The 18,403-nt window shown below is 74.6% G+C and carries 16 protein-coding genes and 1 pseudogene; 7 read left to right on the forward strand and 10 right to left on the reverse strand.

The window, feature by feature from the left end; translation table 11 throughout:
* Positions 1–189: 189 nt before the first annotated feature.
* Both ACFY00_RS01175 and ACFY00_RS01180 read left to right on the forward strand, forming a co-directional pair.
* Positions 190–987, forward strand: a pseudogene (locus ACFY00_RS01175) (Tat pathway signal sequence domain protein); the annotation flags it as partial.
* Entirely contained in the window at positions 967–1,377 is a 411-nt protein-coding gene (locus tag ACFY00_RS01180; protein WP_388026560.1) for a carbohydrate-binding protein, read from the forward strand. The pseudogene ACFY00_RS01175 and the gene ACFY00_RS01180, both read left to right, overlap by 21 nt.
* A gap of 78 nt (positions 1,378–1,455) precedes the next feature.
* On the opposite strand, the gene ACFY00_RS01185 is transcribed toward ACFY00_RS01180, so the two are convergent.
* On the reverse strand, positions 1,456–2,427 hold the full coding sequence (locus tag ACFY00_RS01185; protein ID WP_388026007.1) for a helix-turn-helix domain-containing protein: 972 nt from the start codon (positions 2,425–2,427) through the stop codon (positions 1,456–1,458).
* Positions 2,428–2,555: 128 nt separating this feature from the next.
* Between ACFY00_RS01185 and ACFY00_RS01190 the strand changes: the two genes are divergently transcribed.
* Positions 2,556–3,593 carry a saccharopine dehydrogenase family protein gene (locus tag ACFY00_RS01190; RefSeq protein ID WP_388026010.1) on the forward strand — a complete coding sequence of 346 codons (1,038 nt, stop codon included), beginning with the start codon at positions 2,556–2,558 and terminating at the stop codon, positions 3,591–3,593.
* Positions 3,594–3,783: 190 nt separating this feature from the next.
* Here ACFY00_RS01190 and glnA read toward each other — a convergent pair whose 3' ends face one another.
* Entirely contained in the window at positions 3,784–5,196 is a 1,413-nt protein-coding gene (gene glnA / locus ACFY00_RS01195) for a type I glutamate--ammonia ligase (RefSeq protein ID WP_388026012.1), read from the reverse strand.
* A 322-nt stretch (positions 5,197–5,518) separates the two neighbouring features.
* Here glnA and ACFY00_RS01200 point away from each other — a divergent pair, with 322 nt between their 5' ends.
* Positions 5,519–5,986 carry an RDD family protein gene (locus ACFY00_RS01200; protein ID WP_030460765.1) on the forward strand — a complete coding sequence of 156 codons (468 nt, stop codon included), beginning with the start codon at positions 5,519–5,521 and terminating at the stop codon, positions 5,984–5,986.
* A gap of 115 nt (positions 5,987–6,101) precedes the next feature.
* Here the strand turns inward: ACFY00_RS01200 and ACFY00_RS01205 are convergent, their stop codons facing one another.
* The 6 genes from ACFY00_RS01205 to ACFY00_RS01230 all read right to left on the reverse strand — a co-directional run bounded on the left by ACFY00_RS01205 (position 6,102) and on the right by ACFY00_RS01230 (position 12,107).
* Complete coding sequence (locus ACFY00_RS01205) at positions 6,102–6,788, reverse strand: DUF4191 domain-containing protein (protein WP_388026015.1); 687 nt, start codon at positions 6,786–6,788, stop codon at positions 6,102–6,104.
* Positions 6,789–6,921: 133 nt separating this feature from the next.
* Positions 6,922–7,074, reverse strand: a complete 153-nt coding sequence (locus ACFY00_RS01210) for a hypothetical protein (RefSeq protein WP_388026018.1) — start codon at positions 7,072–7,074, stop codon at positions 6,922–6,924.
* A gap of 241 nt (positions 7,075–7,315) precedes the next feature.
* Positions 7,316–8,272: a lipoyl synthase gene (gene lipA, locus ACFY00_RS01215; RefSeq protein ID WP_285738674.1), complete on the reverse strand. Its 957-nt coding sequence runs from the start codon at positions 8,270–8,272 to the stop codon at positions 7,316–7,318.
* 116 nt (positions 8,273–8,388) lie between these two features.
* Positions 8,389–9,189 (reverse strand): lipoyl(octanoyl) transferase LipB, encoded by an 801-nt coding sequence (lipB, locus tag ACFY00_RS01220; protein WP_388026022.1) that lies wholly within the window; start codon positions 9,187–9,189, stop codon positions 8,389–8,391.
* Between the two features lie 72 nt (positions 9,190–9,261).
* Positions 9,262–11,154, reverse strand: coding sequence for a helix-turn-helix domain-containing protein (locus ACFY00_RS01225; protein ID WP_388026025.1), 1,893 nt, complete (start codon positions 11,152–11,154; stop codon positions 9,262–9,264).
* Between the two features lie 179 nt (positions 11,155–11,333).
* The gene (locus tag ACFY00_RS01230; protein WP_388026028.1) at positions 11,334–12,107 is read right to left on the reverse strand and encodes a 3-hydroxybutyrate dehydrogenase; all 774 of its coding nucleotides are present in this window, start codon (positions 12,105–12,107) and stop codon (positions 11,334–11,336) included.
* Between the two features lie 297 nt (positions 12,108–12,404).
* On the opposite strand from ACFY00_RS01230, the gene ACFY00_RS01235 reads away from it, so the two are divergent.
* The gene (locus tag ACFY00_RS01235) at positions 12,405–14,003 is read left to right on the forward strand and encodes a regulator (protein ID WP_388026031.1); all 1,599 of its coding nucleotides are present in this window, start codon (positions 12,405–12,407) and stop codon (positions 14,001–14,003) included.
* A 204-nt stretch (positions 14,004–14,207) separates the two neighbouring features.
* Here the strand turns inward: ACFY00_RS01235 and ACFY00_RS01240 are convergent, their stop codons facing one another.
* A complete protein-coding gene (locus ACFY00_RS01240; RefSeq protein WP_388026034.1) occupies positions 14,208–15,530 on the reverse strand; it encodes an FAD-dependent oxidoreductase in 1,323 nt (440 codons plus the stop codon).
* Between the two features lie 354 nt (positions 15,531–15,884).
* Positions 15,885–16,808: a TIGR01777 family oxidoreductase gene (locus ACFY00_RS01245; RefSeq protein WP_388026037.1), complete on the reverse strand. Its 924-nt coding sequence runs from the start codon at positions 16,806–16,808 to the stop codon at positions 15,885–15,887.
* A gap of 66 nt (positions 16,809–16,874) precedes the next feature.
* On the opposite strand from ACFY00_RS01245, the gene ACFY00_RS01250 reads away from it, so the two are divergent.
* Together ACFY00_RS01250 and ACFY00_RS01255 are read left to right on the forward strand one after the other, a co-directional pair.
* Positions 16,875–17,378, forward strand: coding sequence for a GNAT family N-acetyltransferase (locus ACFY00_RS01250; RefSeq protein WP_388026040.1), 504 nt, complete (start codon positions 16,875–16,877; stop codon positions 17,376–17,378).
* 102 nt (positions 17,379–17,480) lie between these two features.
* Complete coding sequence (locus ACFY00_RS01255) at positions 17,481–18,401, forward strand: DUF2510 domain-containing protein (protein WP_388026042.1); 921 nt, start codon at positions 17,481–17,483, stop codon at positions 18,399–18,401.
* Positions 18,402–18,403 lie beyond the last annotated feature (2 nt).

Below are 18,403 nucleotides of genomic sequence, written 5' to 3' on the forward strand. Positions count from 1 at the left end.
CGCTCACCCCCCCGCACCCTCGCCCCGGAACTCTCCGCCCGGGGCGGGCACACCAGGGGCCGCCCGGCTGTGGGGGCCGGGCGGCCCCGTACGGACCGGGCCGGAGCGAGACCGGCCGGGCCGAGCGCGCCCCCACGCAGTCCGCCCCGCACCCCCGAGACAGAGCCGAACCGACCCCGTGGAGTCCCCGTGAACAGGCCGTCCCGTCGTACCGTCCTCGGCGCCGCCCTCACCGCCGCCGCCACCGCCGCGCTGCCCCCCTCCGAGGCCTCGGCCGCGACGCCGAGCGTCTCCAGTTGGCAGCAGCGCTGGTCGCCGTCGGCCGCCGTCGACGGCCTCGCCGCGTTCGAGACCGTCGAGGACGACCGCGCCGACTCCCACCCGGCCGGCGCCCCGCACATCCGCGTCGAGGGCGACAACTTCCGCTGGAACATGCACATGGTCGACCGCGACACCTCCACCGACCGGCAGCGCCACGAGGTCACCGGCATGCGCACCCCGGCCGGTGGCGCCTACCTCCAGTGGCTGCCCGGCGAGACCTGGCGGACCACCTACTCCATGTACATCCCGTCCTCGCTGAAGGCGACCACCACCTTCACCCACATCATGCAGATGAAGGAACCCGGCGCGGGCTCCTCGCCGATCGTGGTCCAGTCGCTGCGCCGGGTGTCCGGCGCCCAGACCATCGAGCTCCAACTCCCGGTCAGCGGAGTCATGGTGGGGAGCACCAGCCTCGACCCGCTGCACGACCGGTGGGTCGACGTGGACTTCCAGATCAAGGTGGGGGACGGCACCTCGGGGTCGGTCCGCTGGGTCCTGCGCAGCGCCGGGAGCACGCTCGTCGACGTCACGAGGAACGGCGTCGACACCTTCCTCGCCGACCGGGTCCGGCCCAAGTGGGGCATCTACCGCTCGCTCGGGGACACCTCCGGCTCCCTCCAGGACTGCTACCTGCTGACCACCGGCATGCGCGGCTACCAGCTGGTCCCCGGCAGCTCCGGCGTCTACCAGGCCGAGGAGGCCCGGATCTCGCAGGGCGTCGTCCAGTCCGACCACACCGGCTACAGCGGCACCGGATTCGTCAACCTCACCAACACGGCGGGCAGTTACGCCGAGTGGACGATCCAGGCCGGGGCCGCGAGCGCCGCCGCCCTCGACCTCCGCTACGCCAACGGCACCACGGTCGACCGCCCGATGGACATCACCGTCAACGGCACCCGGATCGCCACCGCACACCCCTTCCCGCCCACCGTGAACTGGGACACCTGGGCGACCACCTCGCTCCCGATCACCCTCAAGACCGGCACCAACACCGTCCGCGCCACCTCCACCACCGGCGACGGCGGCCCCAACCTCGACCGGATCACCATCCACTGACCGCCCCTCCGCCCTCCCCCGGAAGGCCCCCGGAAGGCCCCGGAAGCGCCTGCCCCCGGCACCCCCGTACCCGCGACCTCACCGCCGCTCGCGACCCCCGTCCCGCAAGGAGCGGGAGGAGCCGAAGGTGCGGCGGTAGGTGTCGGGCGGGACGCCGACGGCGCGGTGGAAGTGGCGGCGCAGGGTGGTGGCGGTGCCCATGCCGGTGGCCGCGGCGATGGTGTCGACGGTGGCGTTGGTGGTTTCCAGGAGCTGCTGGGCGTGGCGGATGCGCTGGGTGTGGAGCCACTTCAGGGGGGTGGTGCCGGTGAGGTGCGTGAAGTGGCGGCCGAGGTGGCGTGAGCTCATGCGGGCCCGGCGGGCCAGGTCTTCCACGGTGAGCGGCTGGTCCAGCCGTTCCAGGACCCACGGCAGGAGGTCGGCCAGGGGGTGGTTGCCGGGTTCGGGGAGCGGGGTGGCGATGAACTGCGCCTGGCCGCCGTCGCGGTGGGGCGGGACGACCAGGCGGCGGGCGATCCGGTTGGCGTTGGCCGAGCCGTGGTCGAGGCGGACCAGGTGCAGGCACAGGTCCATGGCGGCGGCCTTGCCCGCGGAGGTGAGGACGTCGCCGTTGTCGACGTAGAGGACGTCCGGGTCGACGGTGGCCAGGGGGTGGCGCCGGGCCAGTTCCCGGGTGTGGGCCCAGTGCGTGGTGGCGCGTCTCCCGTCGAGGAGTCCGGCCGCGCCCAGCACGAAGGCGCCGGTGCACAGGGAGGCGACCCGGGCACCGGCCGCGTGGGCGGCCCGCACCGCCTCGACCAGGTCGGCGGGCGGTTCGCGGTCCGGGTCGGCCCAGCCGGGCACGATCACCGTGTCCGCGCGGGCGAGGTGGTCGAGCCCGTGGTCGGGTTCGAGCCGGAAGCGGCCGACGCGCACCGGACCGTTCCCGCAGAGGGCGAAGTCGTACCAGGGGTCCACCGTGTGGGTCAGGTCGGATCCGAAGACCTCGACGGCCACGGACAGTTCGTAGTGGAGCATGCCGTCGGTGACGGCCAGCGCGACAGCGGGCATGTCCGAAACTGTACGCGTGATGTCGTTTCCGACGCTCGTACGGGACGCCGCCGCGAGGACAGGATGAGGGTGTCGGGCCGCGGCGGATCAGCCGCGCGGCGAACGTCCGAGTACGCGGGAGCACTCTCATGGGTTCAGGTCAACTGGTGGCGGTGTTCGGCGCGTACGGCCACACCGGACGGTTCGTGGTCGCGGAGCTGGCCGCGCGCGGGTACGTCCCGGTGCCCTCCGGACGCGACGCGCGGGCGTTGCAGGAGCTGGCCGGGAAGCACGGCCTCGAGGCACGGGTGGCGTCGGTCGAGGACCCGGGCTCGCTGGACCGGGCCCTGGCGGGAACGGCGGCGGTCGTCAACTGCGCCGGGCCCTTCGCGACGACCACCGGCCCCGTGATCGAGGCCGCGCTGCGCGCGGGGATCCCGTACCTGGACGTGGCCGCCGAACTGGAGGCCAACCTCGACACCTTCGCCCACTACCGCGAGCGGGCCCGGGAGGCGGGCGCGGTGATCGTCCCGGCGATGGCGTTCTTCGGCGGCCTCGGCGACCTGCTGACCACCGCGGCGATGGGCGACTGGACCGAGGCCGACGAGGCCCACATCGCCTACGGGCTCAGCCACTGGCACCCCACCACCGGCACCCGCCTGTCCGGTGCCGTCTCCCGCGAGCGCCGCGGCGACGTCCGGCTGCGCTACCGCGGCGGCCGGTGGGAGCGGCGCACCGACGCCGCCCCCACCCTCCGGTGGACCTTCCCGGAACCGCTGGGGGTCCGGGAGGTGGTCGGGGAGTTCACGATGGCGGACGTCGTCACCGTCCCCCAGCACCTGTCCATCCCGGACGTGACCACCTACATGACCGCCGACGCGGTCCGCGACGTCGCCGCCGCCGACACACCGGCCCCGAGCCCCGCCGACGGGAGCGGGCGCTCGGACCAGACCTTCCTCGTCGAAGCCGTCGTGCGCTCGGGCGGCGTCGAACGCCGGGCCTCGGCGAGCGGCCAGGACATCTACGCCGTCACCGCGCCCCTGGTCGTCGAGGCCCTCGAGCGCGTCCTGACCGGCCGCACCAGGGCCGTCGGCGTCACCTCCGCCGGCGAGGCCTTCGACGCCCCGGACTTCCTGCGCGCACTCGCCCCGCACCTCACCCTCACCCACCACCCGCGAGCCACCTGACCGCGACGCTCCCCAACCGGCACCCGCGCCCGCGCGCCCTGCCCGGAACCCACCCCGAGACCGAACCCCGCCGTGCCCTCCGGCTTCACCCCGCGCGCCCCGGAGCGCCCGGCGCGAATCGACAGCCCGTCGTCCCCGCAGGTCAGGGCCCTGCCCGACCTGCGGGGACGACGGGAGGCCGACTGCGCTCCTACAGGTCGTAGTACAGCTCGAACTCGTGCGGGTGCGGCCGCAGCGCGATCGGGGCGATCTCGTGGGTGCGCTTGTAGTCGATCCACGTCTCGATCAGGTCGCTGGTGAAGACGCCGCCCGCGAGGAGGTACTCGTGGTCGGCCTCCAGGGCGTCGAGGACGGCGCCGAGGGAGGCGGGGACCTGCGGGACGGCGGCGTGCTCGTCGGGGGCGAGCTCGTAGAGGTCCTTGTCGACGGGCTCCAGCGGTTCGATCTTGTTCTTGATGCCGTCGAGACCGGCCATCAGCATGGCGGAGAAGGCCAGGTACGGGTTGGAGGCCGGGTCGGGGGCGCGGAACTCGATCCGCTTGGCCTTGGCGTTGGAGCCGGTGATCGGGATGCGGATCGCGGCGGAGCGGTTGCGCTGGGAGTAGACCAGGTTGACCGGGGCCTCGAAGCCGGGGACGAGGCGGTGGTAGGAGTTGACCGAGGGGTTGGTGAAGGCGAGCAGCGAAGGGGCGTGCTTGAGGATGCCGCCGATGTAGTAGCGGGCGGTGTCGGACAGGCCCGCGTAGCCCTGCTCGTCGTAGAAGAGCGGGTTGCCGCCGGTCCACAGCGACTGGTGGACGTGCATGCCGGAGCCGTTGTCGCCGAAGATCGGCTTGGGCATGAAGGTGGCGGTCTTCCCGGCCCGCCAGGCGACGTTCTTGATGATGTACTTGAACAGCATCAGGTCGTCGGCGGCGTGCAGCAGGGTGTTGAACCGGTAGTTGATCTCGGCCTGCCCGGCGGTGCCGACCTCGTGGTGCTGGCGCTCCACCTCCAGCCCGGCCTTGGCGAGTTCGAGGGACATCTCGGCGCGCAGGTCGGCGAAGTGGTCGACCGGCGGGACGGGGAAGTAGCCGCCCTTGTACTTGACCTTGTAGCCGCGCACGTCGCCCTCGGCGGAGCCGGTGTTCCAGGCGCCGGCCACCGAGTCGATGTGGTAGTAGGAGGCGTTGGCGGAGGTCTCGAAGCGCACCGAGTCGAAGACGTAGAACTCGGCCTCGGGCCCGAAGTAGGCGGTGTCGGCGATGCCGGAGGAGGCGAGGTACGCCTCGGCCTTGCGGGCGACGTTGCGCGGGTCGCGGCTGTAGGCCTCGCCGGTGATCGGGTCCTGGATGAAGAAGTTGATGTTGAGGTGCTTCTCGGCGCGGAACGGGTCCAGCCGGGCGGTGGCGAGGTCGGGCACCAGGGCCATGTCGGACTCGTGGATGGCCTGGAAGCCGCGGATCGAGGAGCCGTCGAACATCAGGGTCTCGGACGGGTCGAAGGTGGCGGCCGGGACCGAGAAGTGCTGCAGCACGCCCGGCAGGTCGCAGAACCGGACGTCGACGAACTTGACGTCGTTGTCCGCGATGTACTGCTTCACCTCGTCGGCGTTGGTGAACATCCGTACTCCTCCTCGGCGTGCACGGTCTGAGTCTCCGTCAGGGGCGACAGGAGCCCCGGTGCAGGGGCTCACGATAGGAACGGCCCGTTTCGGGTTCGTGACTCGCTTGTTTCCCACATGTTAACCAGGCCACTTGGACGGCTGGCAAAGCAGGACGGTTCCGGGCAAAATCCCTGCCCCCGTGCTCCGCTGGTCATTCACAGGTCTAGACCACTGCTGGCAGTCGGTCGAAGCGGGTTCACCCGGGCGGGAACGCGCCCCGGCGCGCCGTCCCGCCGGGGCCGCCACCGGCCCCGGCCGTAAGCCCGGTTAGGGTGGATTCGTGGACACCAGAGAAGCACTCGGATCGTGGATCGACGGCCCGAAGGCGGCCGCCGAGAAGATGGGCGCCGAGTTCGGCTACCGCGGCGAGCGCCTCGGCCTCCCGCGGACCGGTCCCGGCTCGATGGCCGGCCCCGGCCGCCGGATCGGCGCGCTGTTCGTCGACGGCTGGCTGGTCAGCCTGGTCGCGTACGGCCTGCTCGCCAGGGGGGAGCAGAGCTCCGCCAACCTGTGGACCACCCCGCTGTTCTACGCGGTGACGGTGCTGTTCCTGGCCACCACCGGCACCACCATCGGCAAGCGCCTGTTCGGCCTGCGGGTGGTCCGGCTGGACGGCACCCGCGCCACCATCCCGCAGGTGCTGCTGCGCACCCTGCTGCTCTGCCTGGTCATCCCGGCCGCCGTCTGGGACCGCGACACCCGCGGCCTGCACGACAAGGCCGTCGGCACCGTCGAGGTCCGGATCTAGGTCCTGTCCGGGCCCCGGGTCCGGAACGTCGAACGGCCCCGCTCGCCGAGGAGGAACCTCGCGGGCGGGGCCGTGGTGTGGAACGGGGTGGTGTGGAACGGGGGAGCGGCGCCGGTCAGCGCATGCCGCCCTTGGGCATCCGGGCGCCCTTCGGCATCGGGCCCTTGGGGATCGGCGCCTTGGAGAGCAGGTCGCCGAGCGCGCGCAGCCGGTCGTTGGTCTCGGTGACCTGGGCCGCGCTGATCGACCGGGGCAGGCGCATCAGGTGGATCTGCAGCTTCTTGAGCGGGATCTGGCCCTCGTCGTTGCCGACCATGATGTCGTGCACCGGGATGTCGCCGACGACCCGGGCCATCTTCTTCTTCTCGGACGCCAGCAGCGGCCGCACCCGGTTCGGGTTGCCCTCGCCGATCAGCGCGATGCCGGCCCGGCCGACCGCCCGGTAGACCGCGTCCTGGCTGCGGGTGACCGCGACCGGGGTCTGGTTCGCGCTCCAGCCGCGCCGGATGTTGCCCAGCACCGCCGCGACCGCGCCCGGCTGGCCCTCCATCTGCCCGAACGCGGCCCGCTCGGCCCGGCGGCCGAACACGATCGCGACCGCCAGCACTGCCACCACGAAACCGAGGATGCCCAGGTAGATCGGGTGGTCCAGTGCGAAGCCGATGGCGAGGAACACGCCGAAGGTCAGCAGGCCGACGCCGGCGATGATCAGGCCGATCTTGGTGTCGACCTGCTTGGTCATAACGTATGCCTGGCGGATCTGTGCGAGCCGCCCAGGGGTATCGGATTTTTGCCTCGCCATACCGCTCATGGTACGTGGCGGCACACGCGATCTTCCAAGGCGGTGCCGGTTCGTGACCCTGGTCTTTCCCCGACGGGGACCCCGGTCCGGGCCGGGGTCCCGCCCGTCCGCGTCCCCGGCCGCCACCGGGGCGTCAGGCGCTGCGCCCGAACGCCTGTCCGGCCTGCTCGCGCTCGCCCGCCAGCCGCCGGTTCTCGCACACCGCGGCCCACGCGTTGCGGCGCGCGCCGCGGATCAACAGCACCTGCTCGGCCCGCCGCAGCGCGGTACGGATTCCGGTACGCATCAACACCCACTCCTCGACCCGGGTACCGTTCGAGCGTCCCGGACGCCCGTTACCGTACGGTGACCCGCCCGTCAATGCCACGTGAAACGTCGCCCCCTAGCCCGTACGGCCCCCAGGCGCCCGGCCCCGTCCGCCCGTACGGCCCCCGGACGCGCCGGAGGGGCGGGCCCGTGCGGACCCGCCCCTCACCAGGACGCGACGAGGAGGACTCCGGACCCGAGGGCCTCGGACCCCGAGGGCCTCAGACCGCGGCCGCCCGCTCCCGGTGCTCCAGCGCCTGCCGGTACAGCCGCCCGGCCCGGTACGAGGAGCGCACCAGCGGGCCGGACATCACCCCGGCGAAGCCCAGCTCCTCGGCCTCCTGCTGGAGCTCGACGAACTCCTGCGGCTTCACCCAGCGCTCCACCGGGTGGTGGCGCAGCGAGGGCCGCAGGTACTGGGTGATGGTGATCAGCTCGCACCCGGCGTCCACCAGGTCGGCCAGCGCCTCGCTGACCTCCTCGCGGGTCTCGCCCATGCCCAGGATCAGGTTGGACTTGGTGACCAGCCCGGCTGCCCGGGCCTGGGTGATCACGTCCAGCGAGCGCTCGTAGCGGAACGCGGGGCGGATCCGCTTGAAGATCCGCGGCACCGTCTCGACGTTGTGCGCGAGCACCTCGGGGCGGGAGGAGAAGACCTCGGCGAGCTGCTCGGGCACGGCGTTGAAGTCCGGGATGAGCAGTTCGACGCCCGTCCGCCCGGCCTCCCGGCCGGCCGTCATCGCGTGCACCTGGCGGACGGTCTCGGCGTACAGCCAGGCGCCGCCGTCCTCCAGGTCGTCACGGGCGACGCCGGTGATGGTGGCGTAGTTCAGGTCCATCGTGACGATGGACTCGGCGACCCGGCGCGGCTCGTCCCGGTCGAACTCGGCGGGCTTGCCGGTGTCGATCTGGCAGAAGTCGCAGCGGCGGGTGCACTGGTCGCCGCCGATCAGGAAGGTCGCCTCGCGGTCCTCCCAGCACTCGAAGATGTTGGGACAGCCGGCCTCCTGGCAGACCGTGTGCAGCCCCTCCTTCTTCACCAGGGACTGCAGGGCGTTGTACTCCGGCCCCATCTTCGCCCTGGTCTTGATCCACTCGGGCTTCCGCTCGATGGGGGTCTCGCTGTTGCGGACCTCCAGCCGGAGGAGCTTCCTGCCGTCGGGTGCGACAGCGGACACGTGCGACTCCTAGAACTAGACGGGGTACCCCCAGGGTACGCCTGCGCTTCAACGGCCTGCGCCCGGCCCCGGGCCTGCCTTCGAAAGGCAACGCTCGGCGTGCCGCGCCGATTCCACTACCGGACGGCGGCGGGCTCGGGCAGCTCGGCGAACACCTCGGCGAGCTTCCGCTCGACCACGTCCACCGCCGCCCCGACCGGGAACGGCCGGCCCAGCTCGCCGCTCAGCGAGGCCACCCCGGCGTCCCGGATGCCGCACGGGACGATCTTGTCGAAGTACGTCATGTCGGGGTCGCAGTTCAGCGCGAAGCCGTGCATGGTCACGCCGCGGGCCACCCGCACGCCGATCGCCGCGAGCTTGCGGTCGTCGCCGCGCTGGCCCGCGTTGGACGGGGCGTACTCGGGCCCGGCCAGCCGCGGGTCGATGCCCAGCGGCAGGCCCATCCGCAGGGTCAGCTTGCCGATCTCCACCACCTGCGAAGGGTCGACCACCGCGCCGGGTATCTCCGCGCCCAGCTTCCACACCCCGCTGCGGCCCTCGATCCGGGTGGTCTCCACCCCGAACTCGGTGCAGGCCCGGATCAGCGCCTCCTCCAGCCGCCGCACGTACGCGACCACGTCGATCGGGTCCGGCAGCTTCACGATGGGGTAGCCGACCAGCTGGCCGGGGCCGTGCCAGGTGATCTCGCCGCCGCGGTTGACCTCCACCACCGGGGTGCCGTCCAGCGGCAGGTCCTCGGGGTTGGTGCGCTTGCCCATCGTGTACACCGGGTCGTGCTCCAGCAGCAGCACGGTGTCCGGGATCTCGTCCGCGACCCGCAGCGCGTGCAGCCGCTGCTGCTCCGCCCAGGCCTCCTGGTAGGGGACGGTCCGCTCGCCGATCCCCATCCGCACGAACCGCACGTTCTCGCTCACCACACACTCCCTGCCGGCCGACCAGCCCAACCTCGCCACTGTACGCCCGCCGCGTGCGCGCGCCGCAGGCCCGCCTCAGCCGCCCGCCAACAGCTGCAGCCGCAGGGCGAGTTGCAGCTCCAGGGCCCGCTCCGGCTGGTTCCAGTCGCGGCCCAGCAGCACCTCCACCCGGTCCAGCCGCTGCACCACCGTGTTCACGTGGACGTGCAGCAGGTCCTTGGCCCGGGTCAGGCCGCCGCCGCAGTCGAAGTAGGCGCGCAGGGTGCGCACCAGCTCGGTGCCGCGCTTGGCGTCGTAGTCGAGCAGCGGGCCCAGGGTGGCCCGGACGAAGCCGTCCACGTCGTGGCCGTCGCCCAGCAGCACGCCCAGGAAGCCCAGGTCGGCGGCGCACGCCCCGTCCCCGTCCCGGCCGAGCACCCGCAGGGCCCGGACGCAGCGCACCCCCTCCGCGTACGCCGCGGCGAGTGCCACCGGGCCGCTGGCGGCGCGCCCGGTGCCGACCGTGACCGGCCCGCCCACCAGCCGGGCCAGCCGCTCGGCGGCCAGCGCGGCCACCGCGCCGTCGCCCTCGCCCTCGTGCGGGACGAGCAGCACCACGCCCTCGCCGAACTCGGCGCTGATGCCGCGCGAGCCGAACAGGTAGCGGGCCGCGGCACCGGCCAGCCGCTCCCGGGCGGCCGTCTCCTCGGCGACGGCGACCAGCGCCAGGTGCGGCCGGTTCAGGTCGACGCCCAGGCGGCGGCCGCGCGCGGTCAGGCCGGACGGGTCGCGGTCGGGGGCGGTGAGCAGGTCGGCCAGCAGCTCGCCGCGGACCCGGTTCTCGGTCTCGGCGACCGAGCGGCGCAGCAGGAGCAGCAGCGCGGTGACCACGCCGGCCCGCTCGAACACCCGCCGGTCGGCGTCGTCCAGCTCGGGCCGCCCGTGCAGCACCAGCGCGCCCAGCAGCTCCTGCCCGGCCAGCACCGCGCACACCCACTCGCCGCCGTGCCGCACCGCGTGGCCCTCGGCGCGGGAGGCGGCGACCGCGTCGGCCAGGCCCGCGGGGGCGCCGCCGGGGCCGGTCAGCGGGGCGCCCTCGGCGTCGTGGACGGAGGCGCCGCCGTCGAGCAGCGCCGCCACCTCGGCGGCCACGTCGGCGACCTCGGCGCCGCGCAGCACCAGGTCGGTGAGCCGGTCGTGGGCCTGCTCGGCGCGCTGCACGGCGGCGGCGTGGGCGCCGATGACGGCGTTGGCGGTGGCGAGTTCGGCGAGCGCGGCCCGGGTGTCGGCCAGCGACTTGGCGGTGTCCAGGGCGATCGCGGCGTGCGCGGCCAGCGTGCACAGCAGCGCGACCTCGTCGGGGGAGAAGGCCCGCGGCGAGCGGTCGGCGGCGAACAGCACGCCGATCACGCTGCCGCCCAGCAGCAGCGGCACCCCGATGATCGCGACCAGGCCCTCGTCCAGCACGCCCGCGTCGATCTGCCCGGTGTGCCGGAACCGCTCGTCGACCCGGTAGTCGTGGGTGGCGTAGGGCCGGGCGGTCTGCGCGACCAGGCCGCCCAGGCCGTCGCCGAGGCTGAGCCGCAGGGTCTGGAAGATCGGCGAGACCGAGCCGTCGGTGACCCGCATGTACGTGTCCCCGGCCCGCTCGTCGGGCAGCGTCAGGTAGGCGGTGTCGGTGCCCAGCAGCATCCGGGCCCGCCGGACGATGGCCTGCAGCACGGCGTCCAGGTCGCGGGAGGCGGCCAGGTCGCCCGCGGTGTCGAACAGGGCGGTCAGCTCGGCCTCGCGCCTGCGGTGCTGGCGCATCGTGCGGTGCACCCGCAGGGCCTGCCAGGTGGCGTCGTCGATCTCGGTCAGGACCTCGGCGGGCGCGCCCCGGCGGCGGGCCTCGGCGAGGACCTCGCCGAAGTCCTCGGTGGCGGCGCCGGTGGCCAGCAGGTCGAGGAGTCTGCGCAACGCCGGTGCGGCGGTGGTGTGGCGGTCCATCGCGGTCTTCCCTTGTTCCCAGTGCCCCGTGCCCCCGGTGCCCCGCCCGCCGGGACGGACCGGGGCCGCGCCCTGCCCGGGCGGCGGTCGCCGCCCTGCTGCGCGGCCCCGATCCTGCCGGAAGCGCCCGCGCACCGACAGCCTCCTTCACGGACTCCACCCGAGCGGGGCGCCGCGGTTCAGTGCGCGGTCCAGCCGCCGTCCACCGGCAGGCTCGCGCCGGTGACGTACGAGGCGCCCGGCGAGCACAGCCAGAGCGCCAACTGGGCGACCTCGTCCGGCTCGATCAGCCGCTTCACGGCGGTGCGGTCGAGCATGATCCGCTCCACCACCTCGTCCTCGGGCAGGCCGTGCGCCAGCGCCTGCGCGGCGATCTGCTTCTCCACCAGCGCGGTGCGCACGTACGCCGGGTTCACGCAGTTGCTGGTCACCCCGTACGGGGCGCCCTCCAGGGCGACCGTCTTGCTCAGGCCCTCCAGGGCGTGCTTGGCCGTCACGTACGCCGACTTGAAGGCGCTGGCGCGCAGGCCGTGCACCGAGGAGATGTTGACCACCCGGCCCCACCCGCGCCCGTACATGTGCGGCAGGGTGCGGCGCAGGATCCGGAACGGGGCCTCCACCATGACCCGCTGGATCAGCGCGAACCGCTCCACCGGGAACTCGTGCACCGGGGCGACGTGCTGCAGGCCCGCGTTGTTGACCACGATGTCCGCGTCCGCCGGGAGCCCCTCCACCGCCTCCGGGTCCGACAGGTCGGCGACGAGCGCGGTCCCGCCGATCCGGGCCGCCAGCTCCTCGGCGGGCGCCGCGGCCAGGTCGACGACGTACACGTGCGCGCCCGCCGCGGCGAACGCCTCCGCACAGGCCCGGCCGATGCCGGCGGCGGCCCCGGTGACCAGCGCGGTGCGGCCCAGCAGCGGGCGCCCGGCGGGCGGGGCAGAAGTGGTGTCCATGGTCGAGAACGGTAGGAATCCGCGCGCCCCGCAACGATGTGGGGGGACACCACAGCAGGCCCGGCCGGGGTGGTGTCCGGCGCCATGCGCCCGGAAGGCGGGCAGCGGCTCTCGAACTCAAACACGCGACGCCCGTGCTTCCTCACAACGGGCGGGGCTGGTTCACCCGTTCGGAGGACGGGTGGTCCGAATCCACCCATAGCGTCCCAATGCTCGCTACATTCGCGCCGATTCCCGATCAGGGGGCGCCGTCCGGGCAGGAGGGGCCGGAACGGCGCCTGAGAGGTGTGGACTGCTATGCCCCAACGGCCAGTGATCGACAGCCCCGCGTACCGACCGCTCGACCCGCTCGACCCGCGCCCGACCGGAGCGGCCGAGACCCCTCCGCGCGCCCCCGGGCCGACCGAACCACCGGCCCCCGCGGCCGGGCGCGCCCAGAACCCCCAACTCGCCGCGCTCATCGAGGAGTCCGGCTTCTCGCACGCCGGCCTCGCCCGCCGGGTCGACCAACTCGGCCTGGAGCACGGCCTCGACCTGCGCTACGACAAGACCTCGGTGACCCGCTGGCTGCGCGGCCAGCAACCCCGCGGCGCGACCCCCGCGCTGATCGCCGAGGTCTTCACCCGCCGCCTCGGCCGCCGCCTCACCGCCCAGGACGTCGGCCTCGACGCCTGCGCCCCGGTCTACGCCGGGCTGGAGTTCGCCGAGACCCCGCAGGAGGCCGTCGACATCGTCGCCTCCATGTGGCGCAAGGACAACGGCCCCTACGCCGAACTCCGCAAGATCGCCTTCACCCCCGCCGGGCTGGTCGTCCCCAGCCGCGACTGGCTGATCGGCCGCACCGACGAACGCGTCGCCCGCGACGGCACCACCCTCACCCCCGAGGAACTGCGCGCCTCCCCGCAGGGCGCCCGGGTCCCCCCGCAGGGCGCGCGCCGCCCCTCCGGCGCCGAACCCGCCACCGAGCACCGGGAGACCAGGCCCCCCGTCCGGGTCGGCCGCGGCGACATCGCCGCCATCCGCGCCGTCGGCGACCTCTTCCGCGCCCTCGACCACGCCTACGGCGGCGGCCACGCCCGGCAGGCCCTGGTCCGCTACCTGGAGAGCGAGGCCGAACCCATGCTCCGCGGCCGCTACGGCGAGCAGATCGGACGCGCCCTGTTCGGCGCCGTCTCCGACCTCACCCGGCTCGCGGGCTGGACCTCCTTCGACATCGCCGCGCACGGCCTCGCCCAGCGGTACTTCGTCCAGGCCCTGCGGCTCTCCCAGGCCGCGGGCGACCGCGTCCTGGGCGGCTTCGTCCTCACCACCATGAGCCAGCAGGCCGTCCACCTCGGCCACGCCCGCGAGGCCATCCAGCTCGCCCGGGTCGCCCAGCAGGGCGTCGGCACCGCCGCCGCCCCCGTCGTGCAGGCCCTCATGCACGCCGCCGAGGCCCGCGGCCACGCCCTCGCCGGGGACGTCCGCTCCTGCACCACCGCCCTGGTCCGCTGCGAACGCGCCCTGGCCACCGCCCGCAGCGCCGACGAAGTCCCGTCCTGGGCCCGCTACTTCGACGACGCCCAGCTCGCCGACGAGTTCGCCCACTGCTACCGCGACCTCCAGCAGTGGCGCCCCGCCGCCCAGCACGCCGAGAAGTCCCTCCGCCTCCGGGCCCCCGCCTACTCCCGCAGCCGCATCCTGTGCCGCCTCGTCCTCGCCTCCGCGCGACTCGGCATGGGGGACGTCGACGAGGCCTGCTCGATGGCCACCGACTCGCTGCGCGCCGCGGGCGAGATGCGGTCCGCCCGCACCGTCGAGTACCTCCGCGACTTCCACCGCCGCCTCACCCCCTACCGCACCACCCCCGCCGCCCGCGCCTTCGAAGAGGCCTCCCGCCAGGCGGGGGTGATCTGAGCCTCCGGCAGACGAAGGGGAACGGCAGAGCCCCATCAGGGGCTCGGGGAACGGCGAGTCCGAGCTGCTGCCGGTCGGAGCCCATCGATGTGTCCGTGCTGCTTCGGGCCGCAGTAACAGAACCCGAAGCCGCCGCACGCACCGGCAGTGCACCACCAGCAGCCAGGGGATCGCGGTTCCCCGAGCCCCTGAAAGGCTCGTCCCCTACGCCGCCGCCCGGTCCGCCTCCGGTTCGACCCGCACGCCGAGGTCGCGCAGGACGGCGGCCGCGGCCCGTCGGCCGGAGACCAGCGCGCCCTGCACCGTCCCGGTGTCCCGGTGGTCGCCGCACACGTACAGCCCGGCGAGCAGCCGCACCGAGCGGCGGAAGTGGTGCGGCGGCGGCATCGAGACCACCGCGTCGGCGACGTGCCGGACGGTCAGGAACTCCCACCCCCCGGTGGCGGTCCCGTACAGCTCGGCCAGCCGCCGTCGGACGGTGCTCTCGTCGCCGGCCGGCCCGCCGGAGTCGAAGGCGCGGCGGCCCAGCACCGTGGTGGCGATCAGCGCGCGGCCGTCGGCGGCGTACGAGGGGTCGGCGTCGCTGAGCACCAGCGAGTGCGAGATCCCGGAGCGTTCGGTGTCGAGCAGCAGGACGGCCTCGCCCAGCGGGGAGCGCTCCGCCGCGTGGTAGTAGGTGGTGACCGGGTGGAACGCGGGCTGCCGCAGGCCCGGCAGCAGGCCCGCGGCCGTCGCCGCGTCGGTGGCGACGACCACCGCGCGGGCCCGGATCCGGCCGTGCGCGGCGGTCTCCACGCCGTCGGCGCCGACCGAGGTGACCTCGACGCCCAACCGCAGGCTGTGCTGCGGGAGTCGGGCGGCCAGCTGGGCGGGCACCGCCCCGGTGCCCGCCGCCGGGACGCACAGGCGGCCGCGGGCGTACGCGCGCAGCACCAGGTCGGCGACCCGGCTGGAGGTGCCGAGCGCGGGGTCGGAGAGCAGGGCGCCCAGCAGCGGGCGCAGGAAGCCGTCGACGGTGCGGGCGGGCAGGCCGCGGTCGGCCAGGGCCCGGGCGGCGGTGGTCTCGGGGCGGGCGAGCAGCCGTTCGGCGGGCGTCGCGGCGAGCCGGGCGAAGGTGGCGGCCAGCCGCGCCTTGTCCAGGGGCGTGCCGAGCGGCCCGCGGGTGGCGGCCTGCCGGGCGGGGGTGAGCTGCGGGTCGCCGACCCGGTAGCTGCGGCCCCCGCCGTGCACCAGGACCCCGGGGGCGAGCGGACGCAGCTCCAGCCGGTCGAGGTCCAGGCGGCGGGCGAGTTCGGGGTAGGCGGTGTTGAGCAGGTGGCCGCCGTGGTCGAGGCGGAAGCCGTCGAGTTCGCGGGTGGCCATCCGGCCGCCGACGCGCTCGGTGGCCTCCAGGACCTGGACGTCCAGGCCCTGGGCGGCGAGCGCGGTCGCGGCGGTCAGTCCGGCGACGCCGGCGCCGACGACGATCGCGTCGGGGTCGCCGGACCGGCCGCGCTGGGGGCGGCCGATGAAGTCCTGTGCGGGCACGAGTGGGTGCTCCCTCCCTGGCGGGGCCCTCCGCGGCCGCCGCGCGCGGCAGCGGGGGCGGACGTGGTCCGCACTGGTGATGCCCCGTCATCCGCCGCCCCAGACCGCCGGGTGACGTCCAATCAGTTCATCGCACCGGCGCCGCGACACAGCGGCACCGGACGACTACCCACCGTGCGCCAAGCGGGGCGTGCGGAGCGGGAACGAGCGCACTCCGTCACCGTTCACGCCCCGCGCGCCGCCAGGTTGCACCCGTGCGCCCCCTGCTGACGCCCCGCCACTCCCCGCGGCATCCTCGCGGAGAACCCCCACCGCGCCCCGGGCGCCGCCCCCACCGCGCCCCGGGCGCCGCCCTCAGCGCTCCCCGAGCGCCGCCGCGACGATCGCCGCCACGTCCGGGTCGCGGAACACGAAGCCCGCGTCCAGCAGCGCCTTCGGCACCACCCGGTGGCTGCCCACCACCTCCACGGCCATCTCCCCGAGCACGGCGCGCAGCGCCCACTCCGGCACCGCGAACGCCGCCGGGCGCCCCAGCTGCCGGGAGAGCTCCGCGGTCAGCTCGCGGTTGGTGACGGGCGCGGGCCCGGTCAGGTTGACCGGCCCGGACAGCTCCTCGCGCTCGACCAGGAAGCGCAGCGCCGCCACCTCGTCGGCCAGCGAGATCAGCGACCAGTACTGGCCGCCGTTCCCGAGCCGCCCGCCCAGCGCCAGCTTGAACAGCGGCAGCAGCCGGGCCCCGGCGCCGCCCGCCGGGTCCAGCACCAGCCCGGTGCGCGGGTGCACCACCCGGATCCCGGCGTCCGCCGCGGGCCGCGCGGCGCGCTCCCACTCCCGGCAGACCTCGGCCAGGAAATCGCTCCCGGCGGGGGAGTCCTCGTCGATCACCTGGTCGCCGGTCTGCCCGTAGTAGCCGACCGCGGAGGCGCTCACCAGCACCCGCGGCGGCTCCTTCAGCCGGGACAGCGCGGCGGCCAGCGTCTCGGTGCCGAGCACCCGGCTGTCCCGGATCTCCCGCCGGTAGGCGTCCGTCCAGCGCCGGTCGCCGACGCCCGCCCCGGCCAGGTGCACCGCGGCGTCCACGCCCTCCAGCGCGGCCGCGTCGATCTGCATCAGCTGGGGGTTCCAGCCGACCCCGACCGTCCCGTCCGGCTGCGGCCCGGTGCGCGAGCGCCGCCGCACCAGCCGCAGCACCTCGTGCCCGTCCGCCAGCAGGGAGTCCACCAGCGCGGACCCGATCAACCCCGTGGAGCCTGTCACCGCGATTCGCATACCGGTCATCCTCCCAGCCGGGCCCCGCCTGCCCGCTCAGAAACCCGGGAAACCCGCCGCGGAACGGCGTCTACCATGGCCGCCATGCCTTCCGACGATGTGATCATCCGCCCGGCGCGGGTCGAGGACGAGCGCGCGATCCGCGCCGTCGACCACGCCAACTGGTCCCCGCTCAGCGAGGTCGCCCCGCGCGGCCCCGAGGACGCCCCGGTCTTCGACGAGACGCACCGCCCCGAGCAGTACCTGCTGGCCGAACTCGACGGCCGGGTGGTCGGCTACGTCCGCCAGGTCCGCGAGATCCCGCTGCCCTCCAACGCGCACGTCCGCCAGATCCAGGGCCTGGGCGTGCTCCCCGAGGCCCGCGGCCGCCGGATCGGCGAGGCCCTGCTCGCCGCCGCCTGCGCCGCCGCCCGCGCCGAGGGCGCCCGCCGGATGACGCTCCGGGTGCTCGCCCACAACACCCCGGCCCGCCGCCTCTACGAACGGGCCGGCTTCGCGGTCCTCGGCGTGCTGCCCGAGCACTTCCTGCTGGACGGCGACTACGTGGACGACGTCTGGATGGGCCGCGCCCTGGACTGACCCGCCGACACCCGGCGGTTCGTCAACACACCGTCCCGGGTGCCCGATTCGTGACCGCCGGACGGCTGGGGAGGGCGGCTCCCGGGCGGTACGGTAGCGGCCGTGAGCACCCCGACGCCGCCCGGCTGGTACCCCGTCCCCGGCACCGGGCAGGAACGCTGGTGGGACGGCACCGCCTGGACGGACTCCCACCGGCAGGCCGGCCTGGTCAACGACGCGGTCACCCAGACCTGGCAGGTCGCCCCCGGCCCCCCGCCCCAACCGCCGCTCCAGCCCCCGTTCCAGCCCCCGGGCCGCTCCGGCCGGGGCCAGCTGGTCGCCGTCGTCTCGGTGGTCGTGGTGCTGCTGGCCGGCGCGGTCGGCACCGTGCTGTGGGCCCTGAAGCCGGACGACCCGAAGAAGGCCGGGCCCGCGCCGGGCATCACCGTCGGCGTCTCCACCCCGGCCGCCTCCCGCCCGCCGCGCTCCCCGTCCCCGTCCCCGGCCGCCAGCGAGACCGACGACACCAGCGCGGACGACACCCGCAGCAGCCCCGCCCCGGCCCTGCAACTCGCCGACAAGGCCCACGGCTGGGGCGTCCCGCTGCCCGACGGCTGGACCGCCCAACCGGCCAACGAACGGGCCACGGTGGTGGAGGTCTCCGGCCAGTACGCCTGCGAGCAGTCCGAGTCCCTCTGCCTGCGCGGCCAGTTCGCGGTCGCCGCGGACAGCGTCGACGCCGCCGACGCCCGGGCCGCCGCCGAACAGGCCATGACCGACTTCGCCGCCGCCGCCTTCGGCACCCTGCGCTCCCACCAGGAGGAGTCGGCCGGCACCCTCACCGTCGCGGGCCACGAGGGCTGGGCGATCCGCTGGCACGTCGAACCCGAGCAGGGCGCGGCCGGATTCGCGGTGGTCGCGGCCGTCCCGGACCCGGACGGCAGCGGCTACGTCGTCCTGCGCGGCGGCGTGGACGACGACCCCAAGGCCCCGGACCCGGCCGTGCTGGACGACATCATCCAGGGCATCACCAGCACCTCCTGAGC

Origin of the sequence: Kitasatospora sp. NPDC001540 (genome assembly GCF_042894345.1) — a bacterium.
In the GTDB taxonomy this organism is placed as follows: domain Bacteria; phylum Actinomycetota; class Actinomycetes; order Streptomycetales; family Streptomycetaceae; genus Kitasatospora; species Kitasatospora phosalacinea_C.